This window comes from Pedobacter sandarakinus (assembly GCF_026240095.1).
In the GTDB taxonomy this organism is placed as follows: Bacteria; Bacteroidota; Bacteroidia; order Sphingobacteriales; family Sphingobacteriaceae; genus Pedobacter; species Pedobacter sandarakinus.
Window position 1 is genome coordinate 1,190,936 of the sequence record NZ_JAPIVG010000001.1, and the last position, 16,851, is coordinate 1,207,786.

The following is a 16,851-nucleotide window of genomic DNA, read 5'->3' on the forward strand; positions in this document are numbered from 1 at the left end:
TTAAAATATTATGCCTAGAATTAAAGTTAAAAGAACCAGTACAGTAACAGATATGACCGCCATGTGCGACGTAGCTGCCCTGTTGCTTACGTTCTTCATATTAACTGCTACGGCGAAACAACCAGAACCTTTGGCGGTATCTACACCTTCATCTACGTATGAATTTAAAGTGCCAGCCGAAAACAATGCTACATTAACCATTGGGCAGGGAAAGGTTTTCTTCGAAGTGGCGGGCCAGAAAGTAAAGGCTAGAACTTTAGAGTTGATGGGTGAGCAGTATAATATCAAGTTCACACCTGATGAAATTAACAGGTTCTCTGTTATCGGCGCTTTTGGTGTTCCAATTACGGATATGAAGAAGTTTATCGATATGCCAGGTGGCGATAGGATGAAACCGGGTGTACAGCCAGGTATTCCATCAGACTCTACCGACAATCAGTTGAACTCTTGGGTGCTTCATGCACGTAAAGCAACTGCAGAAATTAATCAGCAGCCAATGCGTGTGAGTATCAAAGGAGATTCTAAAGAAGAGTATCCAACAATTAAAAAGATTGTAGACGTATTGCAGAAGCAGAAAGTTAACAAGTTTTTATTGGTAACCAATGCAGAAGCTAGAAGAAAATAAGAAATGGCAGAATTAAACACAGGCGGGAAGAAAGCCACGCCAAGAGTCGATATGACGCCGATGGTAGATTTAATGTTTCTTTTGGTAACATTCTTTATCTTAACTACAACGATTTCTACGCCTCAGGCAATGGATATTGTTAAGCCAGATAAAGATGATAACAATAAAGACAATAGATTGGAGTTGAAAGCTTCTAAAACCATGACTATTTTATTAGGAAAAAATGATAAGGTAGCTTGGTATATGGGTGAAGCTGGTGCAACAGCTCCAACTTATGAATCTCTATCACAGGTTGAAAAGGCGATTATTGAGAATAGAAAAGTTGCTGATGCATCTGGAGTGAAAGGTGATTTCGTTGTGTTGGTGAAACCAACTAGCGGATCAAATTTCAAAAACTTTGTTGATATCATGGATGAATTGGAAATATTGAAGGTTAAAGTTCGTCAGATTGATGATGATAATATCCTTGATAGTGAGAAAGAGTCGATGAAGTCTCAAGGTATTTTATAATTGTTAAATCAGTAATCATGTCAAAATTAGATATATTAAGAAGACAGTGGATTGAAGTGGTTTTTGAAGGTAAAAACAAAAACTACGGTGCCTATCAGTTGCGTAAAAGCAACGGGGCCAATACCTCTAGGGCATTAGTTATTGGTTCAGTAGTTTTCCTTATTCTTTTCTTTTCTCCAAAAATCTATAGTATTATAAAAGGTTCTATAGACGATACAGAGCAGGTAGAAAAGGCCAAGGAAGTAATTATTGCTCCACCGCCCCCAGTTGATCCGAAAACACCACCTCCACCACCGGTAGAGCCACCACCACCAAAAGTGGATCAGGTTAAGATGCCACCTCCAATCGTTAAGCCAGATGAGCTTGTACGTGATGAGGAGCCACCAACCGTAGAGAAATTAAAAGAAGCAGATCCCGGTCAGCGAGATATTAAAGGTGATCCAACAGCAGATATCGTTATTGCCGAGCCAGTAGGTGAAGGCCCTAAACGTACAGAAGCTGTAGCTGTAGATGATAACAGGGTTTATGACTTTGTTAGTATCGAAAAGCAACCAGAATTTCCAGGTGGTATTGCCAAATTTTATAAGTACCTAGGGGGTGCAATTAAATACCCACCAATGGCGCAAGAAAACAACGTACAAGGTAAAGTATTTTTATCTTTCGTTGTTGAAAAAGATGGTAAATTAACAGATATCCAAGTTACCCGCGGTTTGGGTAGCGGAACTGATGAGGAAGCTATCCGCGTATTAAAAGCAAGTCCACGTTGGAATCCAGGTATCCAGAATGGTAAGCCGGTAAGGGTAAAGTATAACATCAACGTTAACTTTACATTGAACTAAACGTAAATGTTAAATTTTGATATTTTTAAGCAAAAATCGCCTAAACAGCGGTTTTTGCTCATTTTAGGGCTAATCACCTTTTTACTTTATTTTGTAATGGGTTTGGCTTTTATTTTTTGGGCGCCGCTTGCCGCTCGATTTAATTTTATCCCTACCTGGGGACGCATTGCTATTGGCATCTTTTTAATTTTTTATGCTTTTATCAGGCTATTGAGTTTGGGCCGGAGAGATTAACAATATTAATGAAGAAAATTATTTATTTATTTCTCGTATTAGGCTTGGTATCTTGTAAGCGTAAGGAAAAATCAACTGAAACCAAGCAAACGCGTACCAGTGGTATTATAAAGATTCTGGTAGATGAAAGTGTTAGCCCAATTGTGAGGGCACAAATTGATATCTTTAATCTAGACTATCCTGATGCCGAATTTAAACTCACAATTAAGCCAGAGGAGAAAATTATCCCCGCTTTTTTGAATGATAGTGTTAGGGTAATCATTATGCCACGCCTGCTTACCAAGGCCGAAGAAAAATATTACACACAACGCGGTATCAGAATAAATTCTACCCGCTTTGCTGTTGATGGTATCGCATTAATTACCAATAAAGACAATATTGATAGTACAATTACCGTTAAAGAAGTAGTTGATATACTACAGGGAAAAGGCTCTGGTAGAAAATTGATCTTTGATAACGCTTATTCTAGTACCTTCCAATACCTTAAGCAATTGGCTAAAATTAGCCAGTTTCCAAACCAGGGTGTTTATTCGAAAAATTCTAGTGAAGAAGTTATTAAACTTATTGCAGAAGATAAAGATTTTATTGGTATTTTGGGCGTTGATTGGGTTACCGATAGAAATTCTAAACTTAACCAATATCTGGCGAAAGTGAAAACAATGGGCGTTAAAAACATTGAAGGTGAGCCAGGTGATGACCAGTTTTATAAACCAACCCAAGATAATTTGATTAATGGTGTTTATCCTTTCCTTAGAAATGTGAACATCATTGATTGCGAAGGAAGGGATGGTTTAGGCACAGGATTTGCAACATGGTTGAGAAGCCAGCGTGGACAGTTAATCGTCCTTAAATCTGGACTTGCACCACATAAGTTGATGCCTAGGGAATTAAATATTGTTAAAGAAACAAAAAAGTAATTATAATTGAACCACAGGGCTAAGGCCCTAATTTAGTACAAAAGAACTTATAAAGCTTAGTAGTTGATTAACGAGTCTTACACAATTACACGGGTTTTATTACATTAAAAAACAATAAAGAACTATGAAAATTTTAAAGAAAGCAATAACCTTAAATGTAGGTTTAGTGTTGATGGGTTCTGCAGTTTTTGCTCAAAATTTAAACGACGCGAAAAAAGCCATTGACGCTGAACAGTACCAGAAAGCATCATCGATGCTTAAATCATTGGTAAGCTCACAAGCTTCAAACGGTGATAATTATTATAATTTGGGCTTGGTTTATCTTAAAACCGGGTACATTGATTCGGCACGTGCTGTTTTTACTAAAGGTATAGCTGCTGACGCTAAAAATAACTTAAACTTAATTGGTTTGGGTGAAGCAGATATGCTATCTAACAATCCTACTTCAGCTAAAACTAATTTCGATAAGGCCATTGAGATGGATAAGAAGAATTACAAAACTTATCTAGAAGTGGGTAAAGCATATCTAGCACAAGACAAGCCTAGCGATGAAGTGTCAAAACCAGATTTTACAAGCGCCATTGCTAATATTACAAAAGCAGACGAGTTGGATTCTAAGGATAAAGATGCTGAAGTTTTCTTAGCACTGGGAGATGCTTATGCATTGCAGAAAAAGAATTCTGAAGCCTTAGGTCCGTATTTCCGTGTAAATGACGTGGATCCTAATAATCGCAGGGCAAAAACGCAAATCGGTAAAATGTATAAGGAATCTAGAGCGTTTCCAGAAGGCGAAAAAGAGCTGTTAGATGTAATCGCAGCAGATCCAAATTATGGCCCTGCATATCGCGAGTTAGGCGAGCTTTATTTACAGTGGAGTAGTTTCGGTACAGATCAGGAAAAAGCTAAAAAAGGTATCGATAATTACAAAAAGTATATGGATTTAACTGATAAATCTTTGGAATCGCAATTACGTTACGCTCAATTTTTGTTCTACGCTAAAGACTATCAGACACTAGAGCAGGTTGCATCAAGCATCCAAGCTCCAGCTAACGATCCAAAAAGCGCCATTGCGGCAAGGATGAAAGGTTGGGCAGCTTACGAAAATAAAAACTACCCAGCAGCCTTGACTAGTATGACTGAGTTCTTCAACAAAGAGAAAGATACTACCAAGATCTTAGGAAATGATTACCTTTATTTAGGTAAGGCTCAACTACAAGCTGGCCAAGACAGTCTCGCATTAAACAATATTATCAAAGCTACTCGTGTGGACTCTGGTAATGCAGAATCTTTGTCTGAGGCTGCTGCTGCTTTATATAAAGCAAAAAAGTATGCTAAATCTGCTGATGTTTATGAGTTAGCAGCAAAGTATAATCCAAATGGTAAAGGTTCTTTATACAACTATCTTTATATTGGTATTAATAGATTTTTGGAGTCTTACTATTTGAAAAAAGAAAATAAGCCTTTGAACATAGAAGGTTTAGTTAGAGCCGATACTGCTTTAGGTACATTGTCAAAAATATCCCCTGATTTTGCGCTATCTTATTTTTACAGAGCTAGAATTAACGATTATATTGATCAGACTAAGAATGCAAGTGCTAGTAAAGGTTTAATGATACCGTATTATGAGAAATACGTAACCTTAGTAAAACCAGAAGAACAAGCTGCTAACAAGGCTAATTTGATAGAATCTTATCGTTTATTAGGTGCGTGGTATGCAGATAAGGATAAAGCTAAAGCTGTTGATTATCTTAACAAGTGTTTAGCAATAGACCCTGCAGATAGCTACGCTACTGCAAAATTGAAAGAACTCAACTCGCCTGCCCCAAAAGCAAAAGGCAAATAATAAACTGGTTAAATAATTTAGAAAAGGCAGAGTTTGGTTACTCTGCCTTTTTCTTATACTTTTGCAACAGAAAACAACTATTATGCAAGCGCAAAGTACATCTATAGATTTTTTACCGATTATATTTCAAGTCATTGTCGCCTTGGGCTTCGTGGTTATCATATTGGTTGCAACACACTTTTTAGGCCCGAAGCGCAAAACGATAGATAAGCTCGAAACGTTCGAAGCAGGTGTAAAATCAGTTGGTAATGCCCGGCAACCTTTCTCTATCAAATATTTTGTGGTTGCTATACTTTTTGTCTTATTTGATATTGAAGTTATATTCATGTACCCATGGGCTGTAAACTTTAGAGCCCTCAGAATGGATGGGATGATCGAAATGTTTATTTTCATGGGAACTTTATTACTTGGGTTTGTGTACGTAATAAAGAAGAAGGTATTAGACTGGAACTAGTAAAAGCAATTAATTCCATCCAATCACTGCAGAATAGCGGTGTAGTTATAACACTTAGACCCCGAATTTTAATGTTATTTAGAAAGGTTCTAAATCCGGGAGTGGTGGCTTAATTGCTTTTAAAAATTGTAAATTTGTTGCTCATTCTGCAAAGGGATGAGCATTTTTTGTTTAGAAACATGAGTGAAATTAATATAGTTGATGCGCCCCCAGGAACCGAAGGACCTGGGTATTTTGCCACCTCTTTAGATAAAGTGATTGGTTTGGCTCGCTCAAATTCATTATGGCCATTACCTTTCGCAACATCATGCTGTGGAATTGAATTTATGGCAACCATGGGTTCTCACTACGATTTAGGTCGGTTTGGTGCAGAGCGTTTGAGCTTTTCTCCACGCCAGGCAGACGTTTTGATGGTGATGGGTACCATCGCAAAAAAAATGGGTCCCGTATTGAAACAGGTATATATCCAAATGGCAGAACCTCGCTGGGTGATGGCTGTAGGGGCATGTGCAAGTAGCGGCGGAATATTCGACACCTATTCTGTTTTACAAGGGATTGATGAAGTAATCCCTGTTGATGTTTATGTTCCTGGTTGCCCGCCAAGGCCTGAGGCGATCTTAGATGGTTTTCAACGTATCCAAGATTTAGTGAAAAATGAGTCTGGCAGGAGAAGAAACTCAGATTATTATAAAGAACTTTTAGGTCAATACGGCATTAAATAATGGAAGAAACGACGCTAAATAATAACATCCATATCAAACTTGTAGAAAAGTTTGGAGAAAAAGTTACTGCCGTTTCCGAACCTTATGGTTTTTTAACATTTGTAACTTATAAAGATGTGATCATCAACGTGCTTTCATATCTTAAAAATGATCTTAAGTTCAATTTCTTAACAGATATTACTGCAGTGCATTATCCGGGGAAAGACCATGGTATCGCTGTTGTTTATCATTTGCATAACATGGTTGAGAAAGTTAGAGTTAGGGTAAAGGTCTTTATATCGGAGCAAAACCCTACTATACCAACAGCAACAACCGTATGGATGGGTGCTAATTGGATGGAGCGAGAAACTTATGACCTGTTTGGGGTTAAGTTTGAGGGCCATCCAGATTTACGCCGTATTTTAAATATGGATGATCTTGGCGTACACCCAATGTTAAAACAATATCCATTGGAAGACCCAAATAGAGTGGATAAAAAAGACGAATTTTTTGGAAGATAAAACCTTTCCCCTGATGGGGATGAAATATAAAAGTAAAGTAATTAACAAATTGAAAGGAAGTCCTCTTTAGGGGATTTAGGGGCTATGAATCATAACCATCCGGTATTTACAGATAACGATCCGCAAAGTGAGCTGGTAACCTTAAATTTAGGTCCAACGCACCCTGCAACCCATGGTGTTTTTCAAAACGTTTTGCAACTTGATGGTGAGCGTATTGTAAGCGGGGTTTCTACTATTGGGTATATCCATCGTGCTTTCGAGAAGATTGCCGAACATCGCCCTTTTTATCAGATTACGCCGTTAACAGATCGTCTAAACTATTGCTCGTCGCCTATTAATAATATGGGCTGGCACATGACGGTTGAGAAGTTGCTAAATATTCAAATGCCTAAAAGGGTAGATTACCTTCGTGTAATTGTAATGGAGCTTTCGCGTATTGCCGATCATATTATCTGTAATACGATTATTGGTCAGGATACTGGCGCAACTACTACGTTCCTTTATCTTTTCCAGTTCCGCGAACATATTTACGAAATTTTTGAGGAAGTATGTGGCGCACGTTTAACAACGAATATCGGCCGTATTGGTGGTTTCGAAAGAGATTTCAATGAGATTGCCTTTGCGAAAATCAATAAGTTTTTGAAAGAATTTCCGGTAGCACTTAAAGAATTTGAAAATCTTTTAACGCGTAACCGTATTTTTATTGATAGAACTGCAGGCGTTGCGGAGGTTACACAAGAACAGGCATTGGAATACAGCTGGACTGGTCCTCTTTTGCGTGCTACTGGTGTGGATTACGACGTACGTGTAAGCGACCCTTATTCTTCTTACCAAGATTTTGATTTCGAAGTTCCGGTAGGTACAAGCGGCGATATTTATGATAGGTATTTGGTGCGCAATGAAGAAATGTGGCAAAGTGTTCGACTAATCGAACAAGCGCTTGTGAAGTTAAAAACTGAGGAAAAGGGTATATTTCATGCTGATGTTCCCGAGTTTTATCTTCCTCCAAAACAAGAAGTTTACAACAATATGGAGGCGTTAATCTACCACTTCAAAATTGTAATGGGTGAAATTGATGCACCAAAAGCCGAAGTTTATCATGCTGTTGAAGGTGGCAATGGCGAGTTGGGTTTCTACCTCATTAATGATGGTGGCCGTACGCCTTATCGATTACACTTCCGCAGACCAAGTTTTATAAATTACCAAATGTTTGCACCAATGAGTGAGGGTATGTTATTATCTGATGCCATTATCAACATGAGTAGTATGAATATTATTGCAGGAGAATTAGATGCTTAAAGTAGAAGAACAAACACCTGTAGTGTTTTCATCAGAATTGCTAGCCAAATTTGATGATATTAAGAGCCGTTACCCTGAAGGTAAACAAAAGTCAGCATTATTGCCGCTATTGCACCTGGTTCAGGCCGAATATCTTTGGGTACCTACCTCTGCAATGGATCAAGTAGCTGCATATTTGAATATTCAGCCGATTGAAGTTTATGAAGTAGCAACTTTCTATACCATGTACTTTTTAAAACCTCAAGGTAAATATGCTTTGGAGGTTTGTCGTACTGGCCCTTGTTGTTTAGTTGGCGCAGAAAAGATCTTAGACCACTTAGCGCACAAGTTAGGTGTTAAGGAAGGTGAAGTTACCGCCGATGGCTTATTTAGCTTCAGAGGGGTTGAGTGTTTAGCTGCTTGTGGCTTCGGCCCGGTATTACAAATTAGTCCGGAGTATACTTTTTATGAGAACTTGACCACTGAAAGTGTAGATAAACTGATTGAAGATTTGAAAAATAAATAAGATTTGAGAAACCAGATATGAGATATGAGAATTGACAATTTGTCTAAAATCTCGCATCTCACATCTCACATCTATAAAAAATGAGTCGCAAATTATTACTTGAACATATCAACGTACCAGGCATCAATACACTTGATGTTTACCGCCAAAAAGGTGGTTACCGTGCTGTAGAGAAAGCCCTTAAAACTTTAACACCAGAAGAAATTGTTGAAGAAGTTAAGAAGTCTGGTTTACGCGGTCGTGGTGGTGCGGGTTTCCCAACGGGAATGAAGTGGAGTTTTTTGGCTAAACCAGAAGGGGTTGCACGATATCTGGTATGCAATGCCGATGAATCTGAACCAGGAACTTTCAAAGACCGTTATTTGATGACACATATTCCTCATGCTTTAATTGAAGGAATGATTGTTTCGAGTTTTGCATTAGGGGCGAAAGTTTCCTATATCTATGTTCGCGGCGAAATGATGCCCCAAATCCGCATTCTGGAAAGAGCAATTGCAGAGGCAAAGGCTGCCGGATGGTTGGGTAAAAACATTTTAGGAACAGGTTACGATTTAGAATTATATGTTCAGCCTGGCGGTGGTGCTTACATCTGCGGCGAAGAAACTGCATTATTAGAATCGCTTGAAGGAAAAAGAGGTAACCCGAGAATTAAGCCACCATTTCCTGCTATTGCCGGCTTATATGGTTGTCCAACAGTAGTAAATAATGTAGAGTCTATTGCTGCTGTTGTTCCAATTATTAACGATGGTGGGGAGGAATATGCAAAAATCGGGATCGGTAGAAGTACAGGAACGAAATTAATATCTGCATCTGGTAATTTGGTAAAACCAGGTGTTTATGAAATAGAATTGGGTTTACCGGTAGAAGAATTTATTTACTCGGATGAATATTGTGGCGGTATTGCAAATGGTAAACGTTTAAAGGCAACGGTTGCTGGTGGGTCATCGGTACCTGTTTTACCTGCTAATTTGACTTTGAAGTATGCCAATGGCGAGCCACGTTTAATGAGTTACGAATCCTTATCAGAAGGCGGTTTTGCAACAGGAACGATGTTAGGTTCGGGTGGTTTTATCGCTTTTGATGAAGACCAATGCATGGTTAGAAATACCTGGAATTTTGCTCGTTTCTATCACCATGAAAGTTGCGGTCAGTGTTCTCCATGTCGTGAAGGTACAGGTTGGATGGAAAAAATATTACACAAAATCGAACATGGCCATGGAAGCATGGATGATGTTGATTTGTTGTGGGATGTTCAACGGAAAATTGAAGGTAATACCATTTGCCCACTAGGCGATGCAGCGGCTTGGCCAGTTGCAAGTGCGATTCGCCATTTCAGAGATGAATTTGAATGGCACATTAAGGAGCCAGTTAAAAGTCAACAACAAAATTATGGCTTAGCAAATTATGCTAATCCGATAGAAAAAGCACCAGTAACGGAAGAAAAATAGATTATCAATAACCATGAGTGAAAAAGTTAAGGTTACGATAGACGGAATAACAGTAGAGGTTGATAACGGAACCACCATCTTAAATGCGGCAAGGCAAATAGGCGGTGATATTGTTCCGCCAGCCATGTGCTATTATTCGAAGTTAGAAGGCAGTGGTGGAAAATGCCGTACCTGTATTGTTAAGGTAACAAAAGGGTCGGAGAAAGACCCACGTCCAATGCCAAAATTGGTTGCATCTTGCCGCACTACTGTTATGGATGGTATGGAAGTGCTAAATATCACTTCACCAGAAGTTTTAGAGGCTAGAGCAGGTGTGGTAGAAATTTTATTGATTAACCACCCACTGGATTGTCCAGTGTGCGATCAGGCCGGAGAATGCGATTTACAAAATCTAGGTTACGAGCATGGTTTGCAGAAAACACGTTATGAGTTTGAGCGCCGTACTTTCGATCGTATTGATATCGGTGATAAAATACAGTTGCACATGAATCGTTGTATTTTGTGTTACCGTTGTGTATTTACAGCCGATCAGATTACCAATAAACGCGTACATGGCATCTTAAACCGCGGCGATCATTCTGAAATTTCTACCTACATTCAGCATGCTGTTGATAACGATTTTTCTGGAAATGTGATTGATGTTTGCCCGGTTGGTGCGTTAACAGATAAAACTTTCCGTTTCAAAAACCGCGTTTGGTTTACCAAGCCAGTAGATGCACATAGAAATTGTGATCACGAAAAATGTAACGGGAAGGTAACACTTTGGTACAAAGGCGCCGATGTGCTTCGTGTTACCGCTCGTAAAGATCAGTTTGGTGAAGTAGAAGAATTCATTTGTAATACCTGTCGTTTTGATAAAAAAGCGACCTCAGATTGGACAATTGAAAAACCAACACATATTGATGATACTTCGGTAATTGCATCTAACCACTATGAAACTTTAAAACCTTTGCATGTTATTCAGCCAAACGAGGCTTTGCAAGCTGCAAATGAAATTGAATTACATAAAACAGTTAAATATTAATGGATATAGCATTTATCATAGAGAAATTTATTCTGGTAGCCGTAATATTCGGAATCAGTTTGGTAATTGCCATGTATTCTACTTATGCCGAGCGTAAGGTTGCAGCTTATCTTCAAGATCGTTTAGGGCCGGATCGTGCAGGGCCTTTCGGAATTCTTCAACCACTTGCAGATGGTCTAAAGATGTTTATGAAGGAAGAGATCATCCCTACAACATCAAGTAAATGGCTTTTTATTGTGGGTCCGGGATTAGCTTTGCTTTGCGCTTGTATTGGCACAGCAGTTATTCCTTGGGGAAGCCCAATGTTGATAGGGGGTAAGGTAGTTCCGCTCCAGGTATCAGATATCAATGTTGGTGTTTTGTACATTTTCGGTGTCGTTTCCTTAGGTGTTTATGGCGTAATGATCGGTGGATGGGCCTCTAATAACAAATACTCTTTACTGAGTGCTATCCGTGCAGCATCACAAAATATCAGTTATGAAATTGCAATGGGATTATCTATCATCGCCTTGCTTTTAATGACCAATACCTTAAGTTTAAAAGAAATTGTTGACCAGCAACATGGCTTCAATTGGAATGTATGGTACCAACCACTTGGATTTTTAATCTTTATGGTTTGTTCTTTTGCTGAGACCAACCGTGCGCCATTCGACTTACCCGAGTGTGAAACCGAACTTATCGGAGGTTACCATACTGAATATTCTTCAATGAAATTGGGGTTCTATCTATTTGCTGAATACATCAACATGTTTGTATCATCAGCTGTAATGGCAACGCTTTATTTTGGTGGCTATAACTATCCAGGTATGGACTCTATGGCAACCTTATTGGGACCAACATGGGCACCTTTGTTTGGAACCGCAATATTATTTGGTAAAATATTTTTCTTCATCTTTTTCTTCATGTGGGTACGATGGACAATCCCCCGTTTCCGTTATGATCAATTGATGAACTTGGGCTGGAAAGGCTTGATACCTTTAGCCATAGCCAATATTATAATAACTGGGGTAGTGATCGCGATAATAGAGAAGTTTTAATTATGGAATCGTTAAGCAATAAGAAAAAAGTACTGGAACAAAAGCCTTTAAGCTTTATGGAGCGCATGTACCTTCCTGCAATTGCAAAAGGTATGGGCATTACCATAAGTCACTTATTCAAGAAAGAGGCTACGGTAAGGTATCCAGAAGTAGAACGTGAATTTTCGGCAAACTTTAGGGGGATGCATTCCCTAAAGCGTGATGAGAATGGCAAAGAACGCTGTACCGCTTGCGGTTTATGTGCTTTATCTTGCCCTGCTGAAGCCATTACAATGATTGCGGCGGAACGGAAACCTGAAGAGAAACATTTATATCGAGAGGAGAAATACGCAGCAACCTATGAGATAAATATGTTGCGTTGTATTTTCTGTGGCTTATGTGAGGAGGCTTGCCCTAAGGAAGCTATCTATTTGGATGGTCCGATAGTGCCTGCAGATTATCTGCGTAAAGATTTCATTTACGGGAAAGATAAATTAGTTGAAGCTCCATTGGAAATGAAAAAATAATGTTTGTCATCCTGAGCTTGCCGAAGGACTAAACAAAATAAATAATAAACCATAACCGTCATTGCGAGGAACGAAGCAATCCTGATGCGATAGACGTAAAACTAATAAGATTGCTTCGTGCCTTGCAAAACGAGGAGTTTAAAAAAATAAATTAATGGGTACACAAGTATTCTATTTCGTAGCCACATTAAGTATTATCTTTTCGCTGATGGTGATTTTTGCAAAAAATCCTATCCATAGCGTTTTGTACTTAATTCTTACTTTCTTTACATTCACAGTTCATTATGTACTGTTGAATGCACAATTTCTAGCCGTGGTAAACTTCATCGTTTACATGGGCGCCATTATGGTTTTATTTTTATTTGTGCTGATGTTACTTAACCTGAACAAAGAAACTGAACCAGTTAAATCGCCATTAATTAAAATTGTTGGCGTAATTGCCGGCTGTTGTTTAATCGTAACGTTAGTTGGTTCTTTTAAAGCGGTGAGCATTAATAGTCCATTAATTTTAAAAGATCCTGGATTGGGTTTGGTTGAGAATTTAGGTAAGGAACTTTTTGGCCCTTTCCTGTTACCTTTTGAATTATCATCTCTATTACTATTGGCAGCAATGGTTGGAGCCGTTTTATTATCTAAAAGAGATGAGGTAGAAGCATAATGGAAAATTTAACTACACAAATGGCAGGCGTTCCGCTCAATCACTACATCTATTTATGTGCAATTATTTTCACTATTGGTGTAATCGGCGTATTAACAAGAAGAAATGCCATCGTAATTTTTATGTCGGTAGAGTTAATGCTGAATGCCGTAAATTTACTCCTAACCGCTTTCTCGGTACATAGTAATGATCCATCCGGACAGGTTTTCGTATTTTTCATCATGGCGCTAGCAGCAGCAGAGGTGGCAGTAGGCCTAGCTATTATTGTCATGGTCTACCGCAATACAAAATCAATAGATATTAATGTTTTAAATCGCCTTAAGTGGTAAATATATATTAAGAATGACAATAGAACAATTGATTTGGTTAGTTCCGTTACTTCCTTTTTTAGGGTTTGTAATTAATGGACTGGGCAGAAAATCTTTATCTAAAGGACTTGTTGGTATCATCGGCAGTGGCGTTATCTTAGCCGCTTTCATCATCAGCAGTTTTATTTTCTTTAGTTTACAAGGCGATACGCAGAAATCTCACGAGGTATTTTTATTCGATTGGATTAGCGCAGGAACATTACACATTCCTTTATCATTTTTGGTTGATCCATTAAGCTCAATCATGCTTTTAATTATCACAGGAATAGGGTTTTTAATCCACTTGTATTCTACCAGTTATATGCAAGAGGACGAAGGTTTTGGTAAATTCTTCGCTTACTTAAACCTGTTTGTTTTCTTCATGCTATTGTTGGTATTGGGATCAAATTACATCGTGATGTTTATCGGTTGGGAAGGTGTTGGTTTATGTTCTTACCTTTTAATCGGGTTTTGGTATACTAATAGCGCATACGCTTCTGCTGCAAAAAAGGCCTTTGTAATGAACCGTATTGGCGATTTAGGCTTTTTACTCGGCGTATTTCTGATGTTCAATTTCTTTGGAAGTGTAGAATTCGCAAAAATCTTTCCTCAGGCGGCTAATATGCTTCCAGGAAACAATACTTTAATTTTAATTACCATATTGTTATTTATTGGGGCTTGTGGTAAATCGGCTCAGTTGCCATTATTCACTTGGCTGCCAGATGCCATGGCTGGACCAACGCCTGTTTCTGCATTAATCCATGCCGCAACAATGGTAACAGCAGGTATTTATATGATTGCCCGTTCAAGCGCATTGTTCGATTTAGCTCCTTTTACTCAGCATATCATCGCTATTGTAGGTGCAGCAACGGCATTGGTAGCGGCAATAATTGCATTAACCCAAACAGACATTAAAAAAGTGCTGGCTTATTCAACAGTATCGCAATTGGGATACATGTTTCTAGGTTTGGGTGTAGGTGCTTATACTGGTTCATTCTTCCATGTATTAACCCATGCCTTCTTTAAAGCGTTATTATTCTTGGGCGCTGGCTCAGTAATTCATGCTATGCATCATGAACAAGATATGCGCCACATGGGTGGGTTAAGAAAAAAACTTCCAGTTACCTTCCTTACGATGATGATTGGTACCATTGCCATTGCAGGGTTGCCACCATTTTCTGGTTTTTTCTCGAAGGATGAAATTTTAGCGCATGCATTCCAATATAGCCCGGTTCTTTGGGGAATAGGCGTCCTTACTGCATTCTTAACTGCTTTTTATATGTTTAGGATGATGTTCCTTACTTTCTCTGGAAAATATAGGGGAGCGCATCATGAAGAAAATCATGTGCATGAGTCGCCGGCAGCAATGACTACACCATTAATTATTTTAGCAATTCTTGCTGCTATTGGCGGCGCAATCAATATTCCTCACGTTTTCGGTGGAAACGAATGGTTGGCACATTGGCTAACAGGTGCTGGTGTTGCCCAACACGAATTAGACTTGAGTCATTCAACGGAATATGCGTTGATGGGAACTTCTGTTGTTGCAGCAATTATAGCTTTGATATACGCCTATACAAGGTATGTGAACGGTGCTCGTGTGCCTGTTGCCGATGAGGCACCACGTTCTGTGTTAGCAAAGATTTCATACCATAAATTTTATTTGGATGAGATTTACGATTTTATCATCACCAAACCATTGGATGCATTTTCAAGATTCTTTTACAGTGTTCTGGATAAAAAATTCATCGATGGACTTGTAAACGGATTGGGTTGGAGTACTAACGAGGCAAGTAAAGGCGTTCGCTTACTTCAAAGTGGAAATGTAGGTTTCTACATTTTTATGATGGTTATTGGTATCATCTCATTGCTTGCATATACATTTTATTACATCTAAAAAGGGTTCAAAAATAAATAATGGAACAACTTTTACTACTTATATTTATTCCACTAGCAGGTGCGCTTATTACAGCATTTGCTGGTAAGTCGGCTAAAATAGTTTCGACTGTATTTTCGGTTGCATCCCTAGGCTTGGCCTTGTTTATCGCGTTAAATTTTATTCCAGATGCAAGCACTCAATTTGAGGTTAACTTACCATGGATAGCAGATTTAGGTATTCACTTCCATGCAGGTATTGATGGTATTAGTATGCTCGTGGTATTGCTTACGAACTTGCTAATTCCCATTATTATATTATCGAGTTATAGGCATGATTATCACAATCCGGCAGCTTTTTATGGTTTGATTTTGTTTATGCAGGCTGGTTTATTGATTGTATTTACTGCGATGGATGCTTTCTTGTTTTACATCGGCTGGGAAGCGGCATTAATTCCAATTTATTTTATTTGTGCTTTTTGGGGTGGAAAAGACAGGGTTCGCATTAACATGAAATTCTTCGTTTACACCATAGCGGGATCCTTATTTATGTTAATGGGTATCATTTACCTTTACCTACAAAACCCTGCGCACAATTTTGAGATCAATGCATTTTATGCATTAAGTTTAGATAGTGAACAACAAGGCTGGATTTTCTGGGCATTCTTCATTGCGTTCGCTATTAAAATGCCAGTTTTTCCTTTTCACACCTGGCAACCAGATACTTACACAGCCGCACCGACGCAAGGTACGATGTTGCTATCGGGGATTATGTTGAAAATGGGTATCTACGGTGTAATCAGGTGGCTGTTGCCGATTGTTCCAACTGGTGTGCAAGATTGGGCAACGCTGGCCATGGTGCTTTCCATTATTGGTATCGTTTACGCCTCTTTAATTGCTTTTACTCAAAAAGATGCTAAGCGATTGGTAGCGTATTCATCAATCGCTCACGTTGGGTTAATTGCGGCAGGTATCTTTGCTTTAAACCAGCAAGGCATGCAGGGTGCAATGGTTCAAATGTTAAGCCATGGTATTAATGTGGTAGGTTTATTCTTCGTGTTAGATATTATCTTTTCGAGGGTAGAAACAAATAAGATCGAAGAATTGGGCGGTATTGCCAAAGCTGCGCCGCAATTGGCCATCACATTTCTAATTATTCTATTAGGAACTGTAGCCTTACCCGGAACAAACGGTTTTATTGGTGAATTTTTATTGTTAATGGGGGTTTACAATTATGGGATTTGGGCTGCAGCAATTGCAGGATTAACCATCATTTTTGGTGCCGTGTATATGTTACGCATGTATCAAAATATAATGCTTGGTAAAACAAATGAATTAACCATCACTTTTACCGATATACAAGGGTCTGAGAAATTGGTACTATACATTATTTGTGCTTTAATAATCTTGCTGGGAGTTTATCCTAAACCATTATTGCACTTAACAGAGGCATCTGTACAACAACTATTAGAGCAGGTAAATCAAAAATTAATATCAGTTAAATAAGC

Annotated in this window: 18 protein-coding genes; all 18 read left to right on the top strand. The window is 38.7% G+C overall.

Features of this window, described 5'->3' with window-relative positions:
- Positions 1–10 precede the first annotated feature (10 nt).
- The 18 genes from OQ268_RS05100 to OQ268_RS05185 all read left to right on the top strand — a co-directional run bounded on the left by OQ268_RS05100 (position 11) and on the right by OQ268_RS05185 (position 16,849).
- Positions 11–625 carry a biopolymer transporter ExbD gene (locus OQ268_RS05100; protein WP_265855022.1) on the top strand — a complete coding sequence of 205 codons (615 nt, stop codon included), beginning with the start codon at positions 11–13 and terminating at the stop codon, positions 623–625.
- Positions 626–628: 3 nt separating this feature from the next.
- Complete coding sequence (locus OQ268_RS05105) at positions 629–1,135, top strand: ExbD/TolR family protein (protein WP_265855023.1); 507 nt, start codon at positions 629–631, stop codon at positions 1,133–1,135.
- A gap of 17 nt (positions 1,136–1,152) precedes the next feature.
- The gene (locus tag OQ268_RS05110) at positions 1,153–1,974 is read left to right on the top strand and encodes an energy transducer TonB (protein WP_265855024.1); all 822 of its coding nucleotides are present in this window, start codon (positions 1,153–1,155) and stop codon (positions 1,972–1,974) included.
- 242 nt (positions 1,975–2,216) lie between these two features.
- Positions 2,217–3,125 carry a PstS family phosphate ABC transporter substrate-binding protein gene (locus OQ268_RS05115; protein ID WP_265855025.1) on the top strand — a complete coding sequence of 303 codons (909 nt, stop codon included), beginning with the start codon at positions 2,217–2,219 and terminating at the stop codon, positions 3,123–3,125.
- A 124-nt stretch (positions 3,126–3,249) separates the two neighbouring features.
- Positions 3,250–4,968, top strand: coding sequence for a tetratricopeptide repeat protein (locus OQ268_RS05120; protein WP_265855026.1), 1,719 nt, complete (start codon positions 3,250–3,252; stop codon positions 4,966–4,968).
- 82 nt (positions 4,969–5,050) lie between these two features.
- Positions 5,051–5,422: an NADH-quinone oxidoreductase subunit A gene (locus OQ268_RS05125; RefSeq protein ID WP_265855027.1), complete on the top strand. Its 372-nt coding sequence runs from the start codon at positions 5,051–5,053 to the stop codon at positions 5,420–5,422.
- A gap of 179 nt (positions 5,423–5,601) precedes the next feature.
- Positions 5,602–6,144, top strand: a complete 543-nt coding sequence (locus tag OQ268_RS05130; RefSeq protein WP_265855028.1) for an NADH-quinone oxidoreductase subunit B — start codon at positions 5,602–5,604, stop codon at positions 6,142–6,144.
- Positions 6,144–6,644 carry an NADH-quinone oxidoreductase subunit C gene (locus tag OQ268_RS05135; RefSeq protein ID WP_265855029.1) on the top strand — a complete coding sequence of 167 codons (501 nt, stop codon included), beginning with the start codon at positions 6,144–6,146 and terminating at the stop codon, positions 6,642–6,644. Before OQ268_RS05130 ends, OQ268_RS05135 begins: the two co-directional genes overlap by 1 nt.
- 84 nt (positions 6,645–6,728) lie before the next feature.
- Entirely contained in the window at positions 6,729–7,943 is a 1,215-nt protein-coding gene (locus tag OQ268_RS05140; RefSeq protein ID WP_265855030.1) for an NADH-quinone oxidoreductase subunit D, read from the top strand.
- On the top strand, positions 7,936–8,448 hold the full coding sequence (locus OQ268_RS05145) for an NADH-quinone oxidoreductase subunit NuoE family protein (RefSeq protein WP_265855031.1): 513 nt from the start codon (positions 7,936–7,938) through the stop codon (positions 8,446–8,448). The genes OQ268_RS05140 and OQ268_RS05145 overlap by 8 nt, the downstream gene beginning before the upstream one ends.
- 80 nt (positions 8,449–8,528) lie before the next feature.
- Positions 8,529–9,896, top strand: coding sequence for an NADH-quinone oxidoreductase subunit NuoF (gene nuoF, locus OQ268_RS05150; RefSeq protein ID WP_265855032.1), 1,368 nt, complete (start codon positions 8,529–8,531; stop codon positions 9,894–9,896).
- 13 nt (positions 9,897–9,909) lie between these two features.
- Positions 9,910–10,920: a 2Fe-2S iron-sulfur cluster-binding protein gene (locus tag OQ268_RS05155; protein WP_265855033.1), complete on the top strand. Its 1,011-nt coding sequence runs from the start codon at positions 9,910–9,912 to the stop codon at positions 10,918–10,920.
- Positions 10,920–11,957, top strand: coding sequence for an NADH-quinone oxidoreductase subunit NuoH (gene nuoH, locus OQ268_RS05160; RefSeq protein WP_265855034.1), 1,038 nt, complete (start codon positions 10,920–10,922; stop codon positions 11,955–11,957). The genes OQ268_RS05155 and nuoH overlap by 1 nt, the downstream gene beginning before the upstream one ends.
- 2 nt (positions 11,958–11,959) lie before the next feature.
- The gene (locus OQ268_RS05165) at positions 11,960–12,463 is read left to right on the top strand and encodes a NuoI/complex I 23 kDa subunit family protein (protein ID WP_010601899.1); all 504 of its coding nucleotides are present in this window, start codon (positions 11,960–11,962) and stop codon (positions 12,461–12,463) included.
- 154 nt (positions 12,464–12,617) lie between these two features.
- Positions 12,618–13,121, top strand: coding sequence for an NADH-quinone oxidoreductase subunit J family protein (locus OQ268_RS05170; protein ID WP_265855035.1), 504 nt, complete (start codon positions 12,618–12,620; stop codon positions 13,119–13,121).
- Entirely contained in the window at positions 13,121–13,450 is a 330-nt protein-coding gene (nuoK, locus tag OQ268_RS05175) for an NADH-quinone oxidoreductase subunit NuoK (RefSeq protein WP_010601897.1), read from the top strand. The genes OQ268_RS05170 and nuoK overlap by 1 nt, the downstream gene beginning before the upstream one ends.
- A 13-nt stretch (positions 13,451–13,463) precedes the next feature.
- Positions 13,464–15,365, top strand: a complete 1,902-nt coding sequence (gene nuoL, locus OQ268_RS05180; RefSeq protein ID WP_322973936.1) for an NADH-quinone oxidoreductase subunit L — start codon at positions 13,464–13,466, stop codon at positions 15,363–15,365.
- Between the two features lie 20 nt (positions 15,366–15,385).
- Positions 15,386–16,849, top strand: a complete 1,464-nt coding sequence (locus OQ268_RS05185) for a complex I subunit 4 family protein (RefSeq protein ID WP_265855036.1) — start codon at positions 15,386–15,388, stop codon at positions 16,847–16,849.
- Positions 16,850–16,851: the final 2 nt, after the last annotated feature.